This window comes from Rhizobium sp. BK399 (assembly GCF_014194695.1).
In the GTDB taxonomy this organism is placed as follows: Bacteria; Pseudomonadota; Alphaproteobacteria; order Rhizobiales; family Rhizobiaceae; genus Rhizobium.
In genome coordinates this window covers 26,084-42,800 of sequence record NZ_JACIAH010000011.1, presented here as the reverse complement: position 1 = coordinate 42,800, position 16,717 = coordinate 26,084, and the positions used below count along the sequence as shown (strand labels likewise).

Below are 16,717 nucleotides of genomic sequence, written 5' to 3'. Positions count from 1 at the left end.
GGTTCAAGCCGCCCGTTCGATCTTCTTCAAGCCGCCCATGTATGGCAGCAGCGCATCTGGAATCGTCACGGAACCATCCTCATTCAGATAGTTCTCCAGAACCGCAATCAAGCAGCGACCGACGGCCGTACCGGAGCCATTCAGCGTGTGAACGAACTTCGTCGCCTTGTCTTCCTTGCCGCGATAGCGCGCATTCATACGACGCGCCTGGAAATCGCCGCAGACCGAGCAGGACGAGATTTCGCGATAGGTATTCTGCCCGGGCAGCCAGACCTCGAGGTCGTAGGTCTTGCGCGCACCAAAGCCCATATCGCCGGTGCAGAGCGTCATCGTACGGAAATGCAGGCCGAGACGCTTCAAGACCTCTTCGGCACAAGCCGTCATGCGCTCGTGTTCGGCAAGCGAGCTTTCAGCATCGGTAATCGAGACGAGTTCGCACTTCCAGAACTGATGCTGGCGCAGCATGCCACGCGTATCGCGGCCGGCCGAGCCCGCTTCCGAACGGAAAGACGGTGTCAGCGCGGTGAAACGGAGCGGCAGCTTTTCCTGATCGAGGATTTCGCCAGAGACAAGATTGGTGAGCGTCACCTCGGCGGTCGGGATCAGCCAGCGGCCATCCGTCGTCTTGAACAGGTCTTCCGCAAACTTCGGCAACTGCCCGGTACCGAACATGGCATCGTCGCGGACCATCAGCGGAGAGCTGACTTCAGTATAGCCGTGCTCGCCGGTATGCAGGTCGATCATGAACTGACCGAGCGCACGTTCTAGCCGAGCGAGCGGACCAGTGAGCACGGTGAAGCGCGATCCCGACAGCTTGGCAGCCCGCTCGAAATCCATGTAGCCGAGCGCTTCGCCGATCTCGAAGTGTTCCTTCGGCGTGTGATTCCAGCGCGGCTTCTCTCCGACGATCCGGGCAACGACATTGTCGTGCTCGTCGTTGCCGACCGGTACGTCGTCATGCGGGACGTTCGGAATGCGCGACAGCGCGTCATTCAGTTCGTCGGTCGCCTGTCGCTCGTCCTCTTCGGCGTTCGGCAGCAGCACCTTCAGGTCGGCCACTTCAGCCTTGAGTTTTTCGGCAAGCTCACTGTTCTTCTGTGCCATCGCAGCGCCGATCTCCTTGGAGGCGGCATTGCGGCGGGACAGCATGTCCTGGACCTTCTGAATGGACGAGCGGCGTTTTTCATCGACCGCGATCAGGCTTTCAGACAAAGGCTCGGCACCACGCTTGGCAAGTGCCGCATCGAGCGCTTCGGGATTCTCACGGATCCATTTGATATCGAGCATCGTCGTTCCAGGTCGTTGTAAAAAAGATAACCCGGCCAACGCCCGGCTGGGCCGCGACCGGATGCTTGGAAGCGCTCATTGAGGGAGATCTTCAGACGTTGTCCGTCTTGGCAACGTCCGTGGTTCCCTCAGCCTCTTCGACCGCCTCGCGGGCACGCTGGCGCTCCACGAGTCGCGCCGCGTAGATGGAAATCTCGTAGAGAAGGATGGTCGGCAGCGCAAGGCCGATCTGGGACATCGGATCAGGCGGCGTCAGCACCGCTGCAACGATAAAGGCAAGCACGATCGCAAACTTGCGCTTCTCGGCAAGCCATTGGGACGTCAACAGGCCAACGCGGGCGAGTAGCGTGGTGATCACTGGAAGCTGGAAAACGAGGCCAAACGAAAACACCAGCGTCATGATCAGGCTGAGATATTCGGAGACCTTGGGAAGCAGGGAGATCGCAACATCGCCCTCACCCGGCGCCTGCTGCATGGTCAGGAAGAACCACATGACCATCGGCGTGAAGAAGAAGTAGACGAGCGAAGCGCCCATCAGAAACAGGATCGGCGACGCGACCAAAAACGGCAGGAAGGCGGCGCGCTCGTTCTTGTAGAGGCCGGGCGCCACGAACTTGTAGATCTGAGCCGCGATAATCGGAAACGCGATGACTAGGCCGCCGAACATGGCGACCTTCACCTGCGTGAAGAAGAACTCTTGCGGCGCGGTGTAAATGAGCTGCGCCTTGGACACATCCAGCTTCGCCCAGGTCACGGCCCATTTGTATGGGTAGACCAGGACATTGAAGAGGTGCTTGGCGAATATGAAGCAGGCGATGAACGCAACGAAAAACGCACCGATCGACCACATCAGCCGCGTACGCAGCTCCATCAAGTGTTCGATCAATGGCTGCGGCTTATCTTCGATTTCACCGCTCATGCGTCGTCCTTCTTCTTCTTTGCTGCCGTCTTCTTCGGAGCGGCTGTGGCGGCAACCGCCGCTGTCTTCTTGACGGTCGCAGGCTTCGTCGAAGCCCGCTTGGGCTTCTCGATTGGAGCGGCAACCGTCGCAGGTTCTGCCTTAGCACGCGGCTTGCGAACTGCTTTCGGCTTCTCTTGGACAGTCGCCGTTACCGGGCTTGTTGCCGCCACGACCGGCTCCGAGACTGCGGCCGGCGGCGGCGCTACAACCGGCGGCGTCTCCGGCAGGCTCATCGACGGCTCAGGCACCGACACGGCAGCAGCCGGAACCTCGGTCTTTTTCTCCACCGTCGTCGCCTTTTGCAGGTCGGCCTTGATCTCGTTGCCCATCTGCCGAAGCGGATTCATGGCATCGCGCAAACTGTTGACGGGGTTCAACTTCTGCGCATCAGCGAGCGTCTGGCGCACATCGTCCAGATCGGCTTCACGGAGCGCCTCGTCGAACTGCGCGCGAAACTCGCCTGCGACCTTGCGCGCACGCTGGGTCATCTTGCCGAACGCACGCAGCATCGGCGGCAAGTCCTTCGGACCAACCACCACGATCAGTACGACCGCGATGACAAGCAGCTCGGTCCAACCAATATCGAACATTCAAGGCTCCTGGACGGGAAACGTGGGGGCTACGTTTGCCCGGAGGTGATTACTTGGTTTCGTCGGCCTTGTGATCGACGGTCTTGCCAGCCGTGGTCTCGGGCGTGCTGTCTTCGTCGTTCATGCCCTTCTTGAAGCTCTTGATGCCCTTGGCAACATCGCCCATCAGTTCCGGAATCTTGCCGCGACCGAACAACAACAGCACGATGGCTAAAACGATCAGCCAGTGCCACATGCTAAAAGAACCCATTACGCTAACTCCCTTTTGCGATGTTCCTTGATGTAAGAGTTTCCTACACCAATTCCAACATCAAAGTTCCCTGTAGATTGTCGCTTAATGTCACGGTATCGCCGTCTGTGACAAGAGAATACACATTCGAAAAACCGTGATCGGCGTTGTTTTCGAAATGCGTGACGGAACAAAGGTCAATCCGCCTAGTCTTCGGAGGCGCCACCAGGCGCAAGCAGACCGAGTTCTTCAAGATCGAGTTGCGTTATCGGATCTTCGTCCTCGGTCAACTCGTCGTTCATCGCAGGCGATGGTACATTGAAATTGGCCGGTATGCGACCGGAGAGCAATCCCGCGCCCTTCAATTCTTCAAGGCCAGGCAAATCACGGATCTCCTCCAGGCCGAAATGGTCAAGGAAATCGCGCGTCGTGCCTAACGTGACGGGGCGACCGGGCGTGCGCCTGCGACCGCGAAAGCGAACCCAGCCAGCCTCCATCAGCACATCAAGCGTGCCACGGGAGGTCTGCACCCCTCTGATGTCTTCGATCTCAGCGCGAGTCACCGGCTGGTGATACGCGATGATCGCCAGCACTTCCAAGGCCGCTCGTGACAGCTTCTTTGCCTCGTTCTCGTCGCGCCTGATGACGAAGGAGAGATCTGCCGCCGTGCGAAAGGCCCAAGCGTCATCCACTTGGACCAGGTTTACACCGCGATGGGCGTACTGCTCCTTCAGGCGCAGCATGATCGCGCGGACATTCAGCGCACGCGGCAAGCGGTCCGCGATGAAGCCTTCGGAGACGGGCTGCGCGGACGCGAAGACCAGTGCTTCGGCAATGCGCTCCGCCTCTGCCTCAGCATGGAGATCGTCCTCTGAATCTTCCGCCATCGTATTGTCGATATGTTCGTCTTCCAGATCGGTCACGCCGGTCGCTCCTGTTCGACCACCTGCAGCGTCCCGTGCTTAGGGCCACGCCGCATATAGAGCGGCTGGAAGGCCCCGTCCTGCCGGATTTCAAGCTTACCTTCGCGAACGAGCTCGAGGGAAGCCGCAAACGCACTGGCAATTGCTGTCACTCTGTCTTCCGGCGACGCCGTATAACGCAGGAGATAGGTTTCCAGGGCCGTCCAATCGCCGATCTCGCCGATGATGCGGGTCAGAAGCTCGCGGGCATCCGTCAGCGACCAAACATTCCGTCGTGCAATCGTCACCTGAGTCACCGCCTGACGCTGCCTGAGAGACGCATAAGCCGTCAGGAGATCGTAGAGACTAGCGGTGTATGCTGACTGCTGCCTGTCCGGAATATGCTCGGGCGCACCGCGAGCAAAGATATCGCGGCCCAGACGGTTGCGGTTGACGAGACCGCTTGCAGCCTCGCGCATTGCTTCGAGGCGCTTCAGGCGGAAGGCAAGCGTTGCCGCCATTTCCTCCCCTGAGGGGCCATCATCCTTGGCCTGTTGCGGGATCAGCAGGCGCGATTTCAGATAGGCGAGCCACGCCGCCATGACGAGATAGTCGGCCGCAAGCTCGATCCGGATACGCCGCGCGCTTTCGATGAATTGCAGATATTGCTCCGCCAGCGCCAACACGGAGATGCGGGAGAGATCGACCTTCTGATTGCGGGCAAGGTAGAGCAGAAGGTCGAGCGGCCCTTCGAAACCGGCAACGTCGATCAGTAGCGCGGGATCGGAGGTCGCGCGCTCCGCGTCGTTCTCCTGCCACAGCTTGTCCATCGGCGTTGCCGCGGCCTGTAGCCGTTCCGTGCCCTTTATCGTGTTCACCCAGCCCAGCTCCTTCCGCGATCAGACAGTCGCAAACATCTCGTCGAATTCGGCGCGGACCGACGCCTCCTCGGCGTTATCCGCCGTCGGGAAACCGTTCAGCACCGCTTGTGCGCGCAAGAGCGACTGGTGCTGCAAGACGGGCACGTTTTCGACAACCTGTTGCATCTCGTCCATGTGGCCATTGCAATGCAGCACGATATCACATCCGCCGGCGATGATGTTGGCGGCACGCTCTCCGATCGTACCTGCAAGCGCGTTCATCGACGTATCATCGGAAAGCAACAGCCCTTTGAAGCCGATATGGTCGCGGATGATGCCGTCGATAACCTTACGGGAGGTAGTCGCCGGACGCTCAGAATCGATTGCCGCAAAGACAACATGGCACGTCATTGCCATCAATTCGTCCTTCATGGCAATGAACGGCGGAAAATCATGCGCCTCGAGTTCCGCCCGCGAAACTGTAACAACCGGCAGCTCGTGATGGGAGTCAGCAAAGCCGCGACCGTGGCCCGGCATGTGTTTCATCACAGGCAGAAGGCCGCCCGCCTTCAGACCCTCGGCTGCGGCACGCCCCATGGCCGTGACTGTTTCCGGATTGCCCCCGTAGGCGCGATTGCCGATCACGTTGCTGCTGCCTTCCACAGGAACATCAAGCACCGGCAGGCAATCAACATTGATCCCGAGGCCCGAAAGATCGAAGGCGTGCAACCGCGACATCAGCCACGCGGCGCGGACGCCCTTCTCCCTGTCCTGGCGGTAGAGATCGCCAAGCTGCTGCCCCGAGGGGTAATGCTGGAAGATCGGCGGACGGATACGCTGAACGCGCCCGCCTTCCTGGTCAATCAGAACCGGAGCATGCCATCCGACTGCTTCCCGCATCTCCGCGACGAGGTCGCTGATCTGCTGCGGCTCCGATATGTTGCGCCCAAAGAGAATGAAGCCCCAAGGACGCTCGGCGCTGAAGAGCGCCTTTTCTTCGGGAGTGAGTGAGTGGCCGCTACAGCCAAGGATCATCGCTTTTGATTCGGTCATATCCGAATCATAGAGGTGCCATGCGGAAATACGAGCGGCGTCAATCGGCATTCACAAAAAAACGGCGGACCAATGGCCCGCCGCTTCGATTGAATGCCTGCGAAAGCTTACTTCGAGATGAGGCAGCTGCCGCCTGCAGCACGGTACTTTTCGCAAATCGCCGCGGCTTCATCCTTCGAGCCGGCCGGAATACGAACGCGGTAGAAAGTTCCCTTGCCTGCGATCTCCGCCTTGCGGATCTCGTAGCTGCGGCCACTGAGCACGCCCGCAAACTTCTTCGAAAGGCTCGCGTAGGATTTCTTCGCCTCTTCTTCGGAAGGAAGCGATGCGATCTGAACCCCGTAACCGCCAGCCGCCGCAGTCGGCTGAACTTGCGTCGCAGCAGGCGAAACAGCGGCAACTTCCTTCGGCTTTGGTGCTGCCGGCGCAGCAGGCGCCTCCGCGGCGGCAGCCTTCGTCTGTTCGGTCTCGACTGGACGCGCTGCCGGAGCCGGAGCGGCGTCGACTGGAGAACTCTTCACCGCCCGGACGGGCGGCTCGACGTTCGCGGGAGTGGCCGCGGCGGCCTTGGCCAAAGCACTTTCCGGAGGAGCCTGAGCCGGCGTCGGCTTGGTTTCTTCAACCGGGGTGGAGCGTATATCAGCGGAAGCGACCTGCGCGGATGCCGGGAAATTCGCAGCTGTGCCACCGGCAGGCTTGGCGCCAGCCGTGATCTTCTGCGTCTGAACCGGCGTTGCCTTGGGCAGCGTCGGTGTGGCTTGGGGTGCCGGCTCGTCGCGGGCCACCAGAGTACCGTCCGGACGGACGATCATCGTGCGGACCTTACGGGCGGAAACAGACGGCGCCTGGTTCGCGCTGTCAGCCTCGTCGGCAACGGCCGTATCCTGGCTCGGCAGCAGGCGCGGATCCTGAGTGTCGCCAACCGGCGTCGCCATGGGCGGTGTCGCGACGTCGCTGTCATTGTCCTCCGGCAGCGTTTCTGGCGTCAGGGTGCGCTGGACAACGTCCACCGGCTGCTCGTTGCTTGATACCAAGGCCTTCTGCTTCGGCTCTTCTGCAGCCGCGCCGCCAACGCTGTCGTAAACAGCCTTGTCCTGGTTCGGCACGGTCTTGCCACCCGGATTTTCGGGAACAACCTTCACAGGGTCCTTCTCAGCGGTAATTACGCGCGGTTCGCCGGAGGCGATGCCGAGCCGGCCGTTGCCGGCCAGGAAGGTGTAGCCTGCATAGGCAACGCTGCCGAAGACGACAATCGCTGCAGCTGCAGCCAGCATCCGCTTCATGGAGCGTGCCCGGCTCATGTCCTCGGCTTCGCTTGCCGACTGGATCTGAACCTGAGAAACATTTTCGCGGCGCTGTACCGGCTCGTTGACGCTGCGACGGAAATCTTCTTCCAGAGCACGTTCGAACTCGTCCAAGTTTTGCAACGGAGCTTGTTTGGCGATAGGCGCGGCTGGTGCTGCGGTTGGCGCAACGGAGATCGGAGCTCGGGTCCGCCATTCCTCGACAACTGGCTTCGCGGGCGTTTCCGCTGGCTTTGCAGGAGCAAGCAGATTAGCGATTTCGGCGTCGACGTCGAAATCGAAGTCGGAGGTCGTTACGACAAGTTCCGGCTGCTCAACCGGCGGCAGCACCGGCACATGCATTTCTTCGACCGCTTCCGGATGATATTCGGCATCCGAAATCATCGACGGATCGAATGGAAGGTCGTCTCCAGCATCTGCTGAGAACGCAGGCGTAGCGGTCGTGTTGGTGGCGGGCGCCATCTCCACCGGTGCTTGGCGGATCGGACCAGCGACGGCCGCAGCGGGCTGCGCCGCCTGGAAGACGGGCATTGGCGCGACCGGTCTAGCTGCCTCGACATGCGGCGTCTTCACTGTGGCTAGCTCAGGCGTCTGCACTCTCGCCGGTTCAATCGCCTGTGGCTGCGGTTGCGGCTTTGCAGGCTCGGCAAAGTCAAAGTCCGCCAGCTCGAGCTCGATGCCTTCAAGATCGAGTTCGAAGTCGTGGCCAGCGAAAGGATCATCGCCCTCCGGTTCGGCCTTGGCGGAGGGAACGGCCAACGGTTGCTCGACCGGCTTCGGCATCGGGGCAACGATGGGCGCTGCGACACGAACCGGTTCTGCAGCGCGCGATAGCTCCGCAGCATCGGCTGCAGGCGCGGCCTGACGCTCGGGAACAGGGTAGTGCGAAACATCGGCAAGGAGATCGTCGATATCGAAATTGATATCGTCGATCTCCGTTGGCAGGGCTTCCGTCAGCGCCGCATCGGCCTGAACGTCACCATCCTTCGCGGCAGCGGCCAGATCGAAGGCGCTGTGATCGATGAGAGGGTCGACCACGGGCGAGTCTTGAAACACCTCAAGTTCTTCGTGAAGAACCTCAGGCTCTTCATGCCGATCGATTTCGGCGGGGAAGCCTGCGGCAACGGGCGCCTCAAAGACAGCGACGTGTTCGGAAGCAGCGGTAGTCGACTCAGGCACGGAAATGTCCCGCTGGACGACAGGCGCAGCAACAGGAACAACTGCCGGAACTGAGAGCTCGTCGCGGCGTGCCGGATGGAAATTGGCGATCGGAAGCCGGATGCTGGCGGCAGACCACTGGGGAGCCTTGGCAGGCGCCGTCGGTGGGACCGGCGCAGTACCGATCGACATCTCGAGTTCTTCGATCAGATCACGGGCCCCACCAGATACCGGCTCACCGTCACGGACGGCGTTCGACGCCCAAGCGGCAGGCGTAAGGTTGGACGCCACTTCCTGCTGTTGAGAAACCACCGGCTCAATGGCAACTTCAGGCTCGACGACAAAGTCGGGCTCAGCCTCGGCAGCCGGCGCGACTTCAGCTTCGCCAATTGGGGCTTCATGCGCAGCCGGTTGCTCGAATACGGGCTCAGGCAAACGATCAAACGAAGCAGCAGACTGAGGCTCCTCGTAGCGATCGAACTCGCGCAACAACTCATCTTCGAGATTGAAAGCTGGCTCCTGTCGGGGCGCATCCTCAACAGTATTCGCCGCTACCCGTGGTTCGAAACCAACGATGCGGGCAAGTTCCGCCAAAGGATCATCGTCAGCAAAGAGGTCCGTATTCTTACGCGTGTCATACGCCCGCTGTTTGTCTGCCATACTCATCCCACTCGCACTTGCTAAGGTTTATGCCAGAGCATTGTGGGTAAATGGTGACGCTACCGCATCTCATCCGGCGCAGCGGTACCCGCAATGGCAAGTCCCGACTTCAAAACCGACGCAACGGCGTACACCAGCCCTAATCTGGCTATACTCGATTCTCGGTTCTTATCGTTAATAAATCGTAAGTCTACTTGATCCTTACCTTTATTCCAGTGCGCATGGAAAGAACTTGCCAGATCGTAGAGGTAAAATACGACGCGGTGAGGCTCCTGAGACTGCGCCGCAGACTCGACCAAGCGTGGAAACTCGGCCGCCTTCGCAACCAGCTGCAATTCAGCGGGATCCGAGATTCCTGCAACCGCCTTCGCAAGGTCGGCGGGGCTGACGTCGAGGTCAGGAAACGCCTCCTTTGCCTGCCGAAAAACAGACATGCAGCGCGCATGCGCATACTGCACGTAGAACACCGGATTGTCCTTCGACTGCTCTGTTACCTTCGCGAAATCGAAGTCCAACGGCTCCGAACTCTTGCGATAAAGCATCATGAAGCGCACCGAATCGCGGCCGACTTCCTCGACAACTTCGCGCAGCGTCACGAAGTCGCCCGAGCGCTTCGACATCTTCACCGGCTCACCATTGCGGAACAGCTTTACAAGCTGGCAAAGAAGAACCGTCAGCTTCGCCTTACCTTCGGAAACGCCCCGAGCGACCGCCTCCAGACGTTTGACGTAGCCGCCGTGGTCAGCACCAAGAACATAGATCATCTCGTTGAAATTACGATCGAACTTGTTCTTGAAGTAAGCAACGTCGGCAGCAAAATAGGTGTAGGAGCCGTCCGACTTGATCAGCGGCCGATCCATATCGTCACCGACCTCAGTGGAGCGGAACAGCGTCTGCTCGCGGTCTTCCCAATCCTCGGGCAACTGGCCCTTCGGCGGCGGCAGCGTACCCTTGTAGACATGTCCCTTGAAGGTCAGGTCGTTGATAGCCGTGCGGATCGCAGCCGCGCCGTTCGCATGCAGTGTGCGCTCCGAGAAGAACACGTCGTGATGCACGTTCAATGCATCGAGATCCTCGCGGATCATCGCCATCATCGCATCGATGGTGCGATCTTTCACCAGCGGCATCCACTGGTCTTCCGGCATGTTGTGCAGCTTCACGCCATAGTCACGGGCCAGTGACTGGCCGACCGGAACGAGATAGTCGCCCGGATAAAGTCCGGGCGGAATCTCTCCGATCTTCTCGCCGAGTGCTTCGCGGTAACGCAGGAACACGGAGCGCGCCAGCACGTCGATCTGCGAGCCCGCATCGTTGATGTAGTATTCCTTGACGACGTCGAAGCCGGCGAAGGAAAGCAAGTTGGCCAGCGCGTCGCCGACGACAGCGCCGCGGCAGTGGCCGACGTGCATGGGCCCGGTCGGATTTGCGGAGACATACTCGACGTTGACGCGTTTGTCGGCGCCGATCATGGAGCGGCCGTAGTCGGTACCGGCCTCGATCATCGAGGCGAGCAGGCGCTGCCAGTAGCCAACGGAAAGCCTGATATTGATGAAGCCTGGGCCTGCGACCGAGACATCAGCGACGTCGGCGTCTTCCTTCAACTTCTCCGTGATGATCTCGGCCAGAGCACGCGGATTGGTTCCAAGCGGCTTTGCCAGCACCATGGCGGCATTGGTCGCAACATCACCGTGGCTTGGGTCGCGTGGCGGTTCGATCGCGATGCGGCCGAAATCCACCTCAGATCGCTTCTCCTTGACCAGATCGATCTGTTCAAGGGCGGTTTTAATCCGGGCGTCGAAATCGGTAAAAAGGTTCATCGCACTCTTCCATGCATAGGCTTTGCCACAAGGCATTTGTCCGGTCCCAGCCGGGCGACCGCTGCCTATCGCAAATCCGGAGTGTGGTCAAACAATCGCCTGTGGGCACTGATCGCGTAAGTGTCGGTCATCCCCGCCAGATAGTCGCCGACATGGCGCGCCCTCGCCGCCTCGGCAAGCCCTGCGATGTGATCCACCCAATAGTGGCTCTGCATCTCCTTTGGGTTGGCCATGTAGGCCCCGAAGAGATCGGTGACGATCTGCGCAGCGCCGGCGCGGATGCGCATGATCTCCGGATGCCGGTAGATGCGCTTGAAAAGCATCGCCTTGATCTGTCGGTCGGTCTCGGACATTTCTTCGGAGAAGGTTGCAATGACGCGACCTGCTTCGCGAATATCCGTTGCGCTCTTCGGCTTGATTTCCGCAAGGCCCTGTTGGGCAACGGAAATGACGTCTTCGACCATGCGCGTGATCTGGCGGCGCATGATCTCGTGGGTAAAGCGGCTAGGCTCGAGGTTCGGATAGCGTTCCCGTACCTCGGTCATCAGACCGGCCAGAAACGGGATCTCCTCCAGCATCTCGAAGGTCAAATAGCCAGAGCGAAGCCCGTCATCGATGTCATGCGTGTTGTAGGCGATGTCGTCGGCGATTGCGGCCACCTGCGCCTCGAGGCTTGCATAGGTGTCCAGTTCCAGGTCGTGAATCTCGCAGTAATCCAGGATGGGCTGCGGAACCGGCCCACGCGTGCCGGCGCCGTCCGATGTCAGAAGCGGGCCATTGTGCTTGACGAGACCTTCCAGGCTTTCCCAGGTCAGGTTGATGCCATCGAAATCGGCATAGCGGCGCTCCAGCTTGGTGACGATACGCAGCGACTGGGCGTTGTGATCGAAGCCACCGTAGGGCAACAGCGCCTCATGCAGCGCGTCCTCGCCCGTATGGCCGAACGGCGTGTGGCCGAAATCATGGACGAGCGCCACTCCCTCGGCGAGATCCTCGTCCAGCTTCAGGGCCCTGGCAAGAGCGCGGGCCACCTGCGCGACCTCAATCGTGTGCGTCAGCCGTGTACGGTAGTGGTCACCGTCCTGAGCGATGAAGACCTGGGTCTTGTGCTTCAGCCGACGAAATGCCGTCGTATGAACGATGCGGTCGCGGTCGCGCTGAAAATCCGAACGGGTTGGGCTCAGGTCTTCGGGGTAGAGCCTGCCGCGCGTCGCCCAGGGATCAGCCGCATACGCCGCCCTGTCACCGTTGCCGTAACCCAATGCTTGCCTGTCGATCGTCATTCGTCACCGTTACCGATATGCAGCAGCACGCCCATTGACGCTGCCTTGCGCTCTTCATACCTATAGAGCACATAAACGGCAAAGCGATGCTTTCTCGGCCGCCTTAGCCAAACTTGCGCTTCTGTGGTATGAATCGTAAGTAGCTTTGAAAACAGTCGCTTGAAACCGGCGGCTAAGAACTATTCTCTCCGGATCTTGACCCCGGCAGGAGCAAACATGACGGACGTAAATGTAACCCTTTCTGAAGCTGCGGCAAAACGAATCGCGGCCATCGTCGGCACGGAGCCCGGCAAGAGCGCCTTGCGCGTCTCCGTGGAAGGTGGCGGCTGTTCAGGCTTTTCCTACAAGTTCGACCTCGCGGACGGCGCCCATGACGACGATGTGGTGGTCGAAAAGAATGACGCGAAGGTGCTGATCGACAGCTTGTCACTGGTCTACATGGCGGGATCCGAGATCGACTTCGTCGATAACCTGCTCGGCCAGTCCTTCCAGATCAAGAACCCGAACGCGGTTGCCAGTTGCGGCTGCGGCACAAGCTTCTCGATCTAGTACCGTATCTCCGCGTATCCACATCGAACCGGCCGAAAGAATCCCTTTCGACCGGTTTCTCGTCTTGTCCGCAATCGAAAGAGCGCGATACAAGGGAGCCGACGAAGCGGAACAGGACATTCCATGAAGATCGCGACCTGGAACATCAACGGCGTCAAGGCGCGCATCGACAACCTGACTCAGTGGCTAAAGGACTCCGATCCCGATATCGTCTGCCTGCAGGAGATCAAGACGATCGACGAGGGTTTTCCCAGGCTCGAGATCGAGGCGATGGGCTATCATGTCGAGACACACGGCCAAAAGGGCTTCAATGGCGTCGCGATCCTTTCCAAGACGAAGCCCGATGAAGTAAGTCGCGGTCTGCCGGGCGATCCGCTCGACGAGCAAGCTCGCTTCCTGGAAGCCGTCTTCTCCCTCCCGGGCAACCGCGTGGCGCGTGTCTGCTGCCTCTACCTACCGAACGGCAATCCTGTTGAAACCGAGAAATATACCTACAAGCTCGCCTGGATGGAGCGGCTGCGGACTTTCGCCGCGGAGCGTCTGGCTTATGAGGAAATCCTGATCCTCGCGGGCGACTACAACGTCATCCCGGAGCCGCACGACTGCTTCGATCCGAAGGTTTGGGAAAACGACGCGCTGTTCCTGCCGCAAACGCGCCAGGCTTTTCGTCGGCTCGAAGGCCTTGGACTGACGGATGCCGTGCGCGCGACGACCGATGCCGTTCAACTCTATTCGTTCTGGGATTATCAGGCGGGTGCCTGGCAGAAGAACAACGGCATTCGCATCGACCACCTGCTGCTTTCGCCGGAGGCTGCCGATCGAATGACGTCGGCGGCGATTGAAAAGCATGTCCGGGCTTGGGAGAAGCCGTCAGACCACGTGCCTGTTGTGGCCTATTTCGATTTCGCGGCTTGAGCCGAAAACGCGTCGCGATCCCTCCACTCGTAAGGTGTAGGCGAGAACCGTTCGCGGGCTTAGTCGGAGCCGTTGACGGCAATCTTGTGAGAAAGGGCGACGGCCGAGCGGCGGTCGCTTTCGGTCGCGACCGAAAAGGCCTGCTCCTGCAGAGCCTCCATCCAACCACAGTCCTTCGGCTTGCAGCGGTCGAGAGCGGCGGTCATTAGCGCCAGCCCGTTGGCCGCCTGCCCTTCCTGGAAGAGGATGTTGCCAAAGACGGACATGGCGCCCGGATGGCCGCTCTTGCGGGCCTGGTTGAGCCATTTTTTCGCCTGCTGCGCACTGGTGCTGCCACCCTCACCTGCCAACATCATCTGTGCCAGCTGGAACTGTGCCTCGGGCACGCCAAAGGTGGACGCAACCTGGAAGTAGAGTTGACGCGCCTGGTTGAGATCGATTTTCACCGGACTGCCGGGGATCCCATGCTTGTAGTAGTTGGCGAGCGAGAGCAGCGCATTGACGAAGAAGCCGGTATCTTCCGAGCCCGGCTCGACGCCCTGCTGCGCGATTTCGCTGTAGATCTTGAAGGCCTCGAAGTCGTCCTGCGCGACGCCATCGCCGTCGGCATACATGTTGGCGAGTGCCCAGCGCGAACCTGTATGACCTTTTTCAGCCGCGTATTTGTAGGCTTCGACTGCCTCTTCCTTCTGACCGTTCTTGTAGGCCTTGAAACCGAATTTGAAGAGATCGAAGGGGCCGGATTCCTTCGAAACGCCCGACTTGATGTCGAATGCACTTGCAGGCGATGCAATTGCCGCGCAACAGGCAATGGAAAGGCCCATGAGCATTAGTCTGAAAGGTCTGAACTCGGACGTCAGCATTTCACTCGGTTTCTTTCGCTTCCCATCCGGACGGACTTTCGATCCGTGGATGCATTCCTCCCGGCGAGCGATCCCGCGGTGAGCTCAAAGGCCCCTTTGCCCGCGTCGCATCCAGCCTCAGCCCTCCCTCGAGGACCTCAATTCCAAGCGCATCGACACTCTCCGTCCATAGTCCGGCACGGCTCGCCCGCGATGCGATTTGCCTCACTCCCGCAGCTCGGCCATGTGCCATTCTGCCGTCGAGAAAAAGGTAATCACCAATTGTGACCAAACCTGTATCGTCGTGACCGGAAGCCGATTCCGACGATGCCGATCGGTTCGGCCACGAAAGGAAAGAAAGGTTCGAAAGCGCAACGTCAGAGCGAAACTCCTGGGCGGAATCGCCTTGCGGGAAAAGGAAAATGGCGCTGGCCGCGGCATCTCTGCCGTACGCTTCACCCATCCTTATTGCACCCGCTGCAAACTCGCTCATCATACTCTTTTACGCGCACTTTACGCCTGTCATTTCCTCGCCCGACTATAGCGCTGCGCCTAGTTTGTGGCGGGAAATGGACAATTTCGCCCTGAGATCATCTTACGCAAATGCTGGTAAAAAACTGTTGCTGAATCGTCACAAAATGAGACGCCAAAAGGGCATGCTTAACGAGGCGTACATAAAGAAAAACCCGGCAGTTTTGCCGGGTTCTTCTGAGGTTCGTCTTTGAAACTTAGAATTTCACCTTGATGCTGGTCGAGATGGCAGCGACGAGATCATTGTCGAAGTCGTATGAGACGTCGTTTCCGTATGTGACGCCATCCTGCACCAGCACTCCTGAGGAGCCGCTGGTCAGGACACCGAGTGCGCCAGCAACGCGCCATTCGATGTTCTCAGTCGGGTTATAAGCAGCGCCCGCCCCAACCGTCCAAGTATCGGTCTGCGATCCGTAACCGTGGCTGGTGCCACGATCCCAAGTCAGACTAACAGCGCCGGTCCATTGTTCATTGAACTTGTGACCAATGCCGCCGGTAACGGTCCAACCGTCCTGATAGAGCAGGTCAAGAGAAGTCAGTTTGGTCGGGCTGCTCGCCGTGCAGGCCCTGCCCTTGGTTGCAACGGGGCAGAGCGGAATCGACTGGAGGACACTCCAGTTGGTCCATTTTACCGATCCGAAAGCCAGCCAATCAGGTGCAATGCCGCTCTGTACCTTCAACTCCAAGGAATCTGGTGCCTCGGCTTCACCAAAGACACTGGTGACGCGGCCATAAGGCGCGGCATTCAGCGGTGCGAACGGCGCCTTGACCTGCGTCAGGTCGACCGTGCCACTCAAGCTGTCATACTTTACGCGGCTGTTGTAAACCAAGCTGGCACGCATCGCATACTCTGGAATCTCGTATGCGACACCGGTGCGCCATCCCCAACCATTGTCTTCGAGATCGAGGCGACCGACGCCAGTGCCGGTACCGATAAGAGAAGGAATCGTGCTGACCAGACGCTCCTTGAAGCCTTCCACTTCCTGATAGAAGGCACCGCCAATCAAACGAAGTTGACCGGGACCGACGTCAAATTTGTAGGAGCAGGTGGTGGCGTAGTTGTGCGTCTCGATCTTCGTTTCGATGTTGTTGTTGGCGCCGGCCCAGTTGATGCCCGGGTTCGTGTGTGCGCCAAACGGCTCGGAGTAGTCGAACAGGCAGTCTACGTCCTCGTATCCGCCCTTGAAGCCGATGTAGGGGACCGCATAGTTTTCCGTGTCATCCGCAGAATGGGGCCTGTTGTTAAGGTTTCCGCCTCCGGGGCTAGCTGACGTATCTGTGTCTCTTACATTCTTCAGCTCACGCTGCGGCATGACGTAAAGCACGGCCGCCTGTGACGAAAAACGCGACTGATCGAAGAGCAGGTCGATATTGTAGCCGCCGCGATCAAGACCACCCGCGAAGGACGGCTGCGCCAGCGTTGAAAAGAAGGCAAGCGACAGAACGCCGGCCGATGTCATACGAGATGCCAATGTGTCTCCCCCACTCAGGCAATTGCAATGAGGCCGGACTGTGCAGGCGATGCCGATAAATGGCAACTTTGTGTTCGGGCGCGATTGGAAACTCGGCTAACGGAAGTTTTACGTAACAGATTGACGAGCACGTCAATATTTTCGCAAATTAGAACGAAATTCTACAGATAGTAAAAATACCTACTCACTTAGGGTCGACCATTCCACGATAGCGCCATCCTGTAACAGGGAAACAACAGTCATATTTTTCGCCGTGCGCCCCGATAAAACGTGTGGAATCAACGCCTACGGCTAGCAATTTGGG

Annotated in this window: 15 protein-coding genes; 3 read left to right on the top strand and 12 right to left on the bottom strand. The window is 59.4% G+C overall.

Features of this window, described 5'->3' with window-relative positions; translation table 11 throughout:
- Positions 1–3: 3 nt before the first annotated feature.
- The 10 genes from serS to FHT97_RS21015 form a co-directional block, all read right to left on the bottom strand.
- The gene (serS, locus tag FHT97_RS21060; protein WP_183864140.1) at positions 4–1,287 is read right to left on the bottom strand and encodes a serine--tRNA ligase; all 1,284 of its coding nucleotides are present in this window, start codon (positions 1,285–1,287) and stop codon (positions 4–6) included.
- 91 nt (positions 1,288–1,378) lie between these two features.
- Positions 1,379–2,206 (bottom strand): twin-arginine translocase subunit TatC, encoded by an 828-nt coding sequence (gene tatC, locus FHT97_RS21055; RefSeq protein WP_183864139.1) that lies wholly within the window; start codon positions 2,204–2,206, stop codon positions 1,379–1,381.
- The gene (gene tatB, locus FHT97_RS21050; RefSeq protein ID WP_183864138.1) at positions 2,203–2,838 is read right to left on the bottom strand and encodes a Sec-independent protein translocase protein TatB; all 636 of its coding nucleotides are present in this window, start codon (positions 2,836–2,838) and stop codon (positions 2,203–2,205) included. The genes tatC and tatB overlap by 4 nt, the downstream gene beginning before the upstream one ends.
- Positions 2,839–2,887: 49 nt before the next feature.
- Positions 2,888–3,088, bottom strand: coding sequence for a twin-arginine translocase TatA/TatE family subunit (locus FHT97_RS21045; RefSeq protein ID WP_016553757.1), 201 nt, complete (start codon positions 3,086–3,088; stop codon positions 2,888–2,890).
- A 185-nt stretch (positions 3,089–3,273) separates the two neighbouring features.
- Positions 3,274–3,954, bottom strand: coding sequence for an SMC-Scp complex subunit ScpB (gene scpB, locus FHT97_RS21040; protein ID WP_183864221.1), 681 nt, complete (start codon positions 3,952–3,954; stop codon positions 3,274–3,276).
- 32 nt (positions 3,955–3,986) lie between these two features.
- Positions 3,987–4,847 (bottom strand): ScpA family protein, encoded by an 861-nt coding sequence (locus tag FHT97_RS21035; protein ID WP_183756993.1) that lies wholly within the window; start codon positions 4,845–4,847, stop codon positions 3,987–3,989.
- Between the two features lie 21 nt (positions 4,848–4,868).
- Positions 4,869–5,882, bottom strand: coding sequence for a beta-N-acetylhexosaminidase (gene nagZ / locus FHT97_RS21030; protein WP_183864137.1), 1,014 nt, complete (start codon positions 5,880–5,882; stop codon positions 4,869–4,871).
- 107 nt (positions 5,883–5,989) lie between these two features.
- A complete protein-coding gene (locus FHT97_RS21025) occupies positions 5,990–9,004 on the bottom strand; it encodes an SPOR domain-containing protein (protein ID WP_183864136.1) in 3,015 nt (1,004 codons plus the stop codon).
- A 59-nt stretch (positions 9,005–9,063) separates the two neighbouring features.
- Positions 9,064–10,821, bottom strand: a complete 1,758-nt coding sequence (argS, locus tag FHT97_RS21020; RefSeq protein ID WP_183864135.1) for an arginine--tRNA ligase — start codon at positions 10,819–10,821, stop codon at positions 9,064–9,066.
- A 65-nt stretch (positions 10,822–10,886) separates the two neighbouring features.
- Positions 10,887–12,104, bottom strand: coding sequence for a deoxyguanosinetriphosphate triphosphohydrolase (locus FHT97_RS21015; RefSeq protein ID WP_183864134.1), 1,218 nt, complete (start codon positions 12,102–12,104; stop codon positions 10,887–10,889).
- Positions 12,105–12,320: 216 nt separating this feature from the next.
- On the opposite strand from FHT97_RS21015, the gene erpA reads away from it, so the two are divergent.
- On the top strand, positions 12,321–12,653 hold the full coding sequence (erpA, locus tag FHT97_RS21010; protein ID WP_183756998.1) for an iron-sulfur cluster insertion protein ErpA: 333 nt from the start codon (positions 12,321–12,323) through the stop codon (positions 12,651–12,653).
- A 123-nt stretch (positions 12,654–12,776) separates the two neighbouring features.
- Positions 12,777–13,568, top strand: a complete 792-nt coding sequence (gene xth / locus FHT97_RS21005) for an exodeoxyribonuclease III (protein WP_183864133.1) — start codon at positions 12,777–12,779, stop codon at positions 13,566–13,568.
- Between the two features lie 59 nt (positions 13,569–13,627).
- Here the strand turns inward: xth and exoR are convergent, their stop codons facing one another.
- Positions 13,628–14,431, bottom strand: coding sequence for an exopolysaccharide production regulator ExoR (gene exoR, locus FHT97_RS21000; RefSeq protein WP_183864132.1), 804 nt, complete (start codon positions 14,429–14,431; stop codon positions 13,628–13,630).
- Positions 14,432–14,832: 401 nt separating this feature from the next.
- On the opposite strand from exoR, the gene FHT97_RS20995 reads away from it, so the two are divergent.
- Positions 14,833–15,135, top strand: coding sequence for a hypothetical protein (locus FHT97_RS20995; RefSeq protein ID WP_183864131.1), 303 nt, complete (start codon positions 14,833–14,835; stop codon positions 15,133–15,135).
- Between the two features lie 3 nt (positions 15,136–15,138).
- Here the strand turns inward: FHT97_RS20995 and FHT97_RS20990 are convergent, their stop codons facing one another.
- Positions 15,139–16,413: an OmpP1/FadL family transporter gene (locus FHT97_RS20990; RefSeq protein WP_183864130.1), complete on the bottom strand. Its 1,275-nt coding sequence runs from the start codon at positions 16,411–16,413 to the stop codon at positions 15,139–15,141.
- Positions 16,414–16,717: the final 304 nt, after the last annotated feature.

Coding starts and splice junctions, on each gene's coding strand:
- nagZ (WP_183864137.1), bottom strand. CDS start 5,882: ATGACCGAATCAAAAGCGATGATCCTTGGCTGTAGCGGCCACTCACTC.
- tatB (WP_183864138.1), bottom strand. CDS start 2,838: ATGTTCGATATTGGTTGGACCGAGCTGCTTGTCATCGCGGTCGTACTG.
- scpB (WP_183864221.1), bottom strand. CDS start 3,954: ATGGCGGAAGATTCAGAGGACGATCTCCATGCTGAGGCAGAGGCGGAG.
- FHT97_RS20995 (WP_183864131.1), top strand. CDS start 14,833: ATGGCGCTGGCCGCGGCATCTCTGCCGTACGCTTCACCCATCCTTATT.
- serS (WP_183864140.1), bottom strand. CDS start 1,287: ATGCTCGATATCAAATGGATCCGTGAGAATCCCGAAGCGCTCGATGCG.
- exoR (WP_183864132.1), bottom strand. CDS start 14,431: ATGCTGACGTCCGAGTTCAGACCTTTCAGACTAATGCTCATGGGCCTT.
- FHT97_RS21045 (WP_016553757.1), bottom strand. CDS start 3,088: ATGGGTTCTTTTAGCATGTGGCACTGGCTGATCGTTTTAGCCATCGTG.
- erpA (WP_183756998.1), top strand. CDS start 12,321: ATGACGGACGTAAATGTAACCCTTTCTGAAGCTGCGGCAAAACGAATC.
- FHT97_RS21025 (WP_183864136.1), bottom strand. CDS start 9,004: ATGGCAGACAAACAGCGGGCGTATGACACGCGTAAGAATACGGACCTC.
- tatC (WP_183864139.1), bottom strand. CDS start 2,206: ATGAGCGGTGAAATCGAAGATAAGCCGCAGCCATTGATCGAACACTTG.
- xth (WP_183864133.1), top strand. CDS start 12,777: ATGAAGATCGCGACCTGGAACATCAACGGCGTCAAGGCGCGCATCGAC.
- FHT97_RS21015 (WP_183864134.1), bottom strand. CDS start 12,104: ATGACGATCGACAGGCAAGCATTGGGTTACGGCAACGGTGACAGGGCG.
- argS (WP_183864135.1), bottom strand. CDS start 10,821: ATGAACCTTTTTACCGATTTCGACGCCCGGATTAAAACCGCCCTTGAA.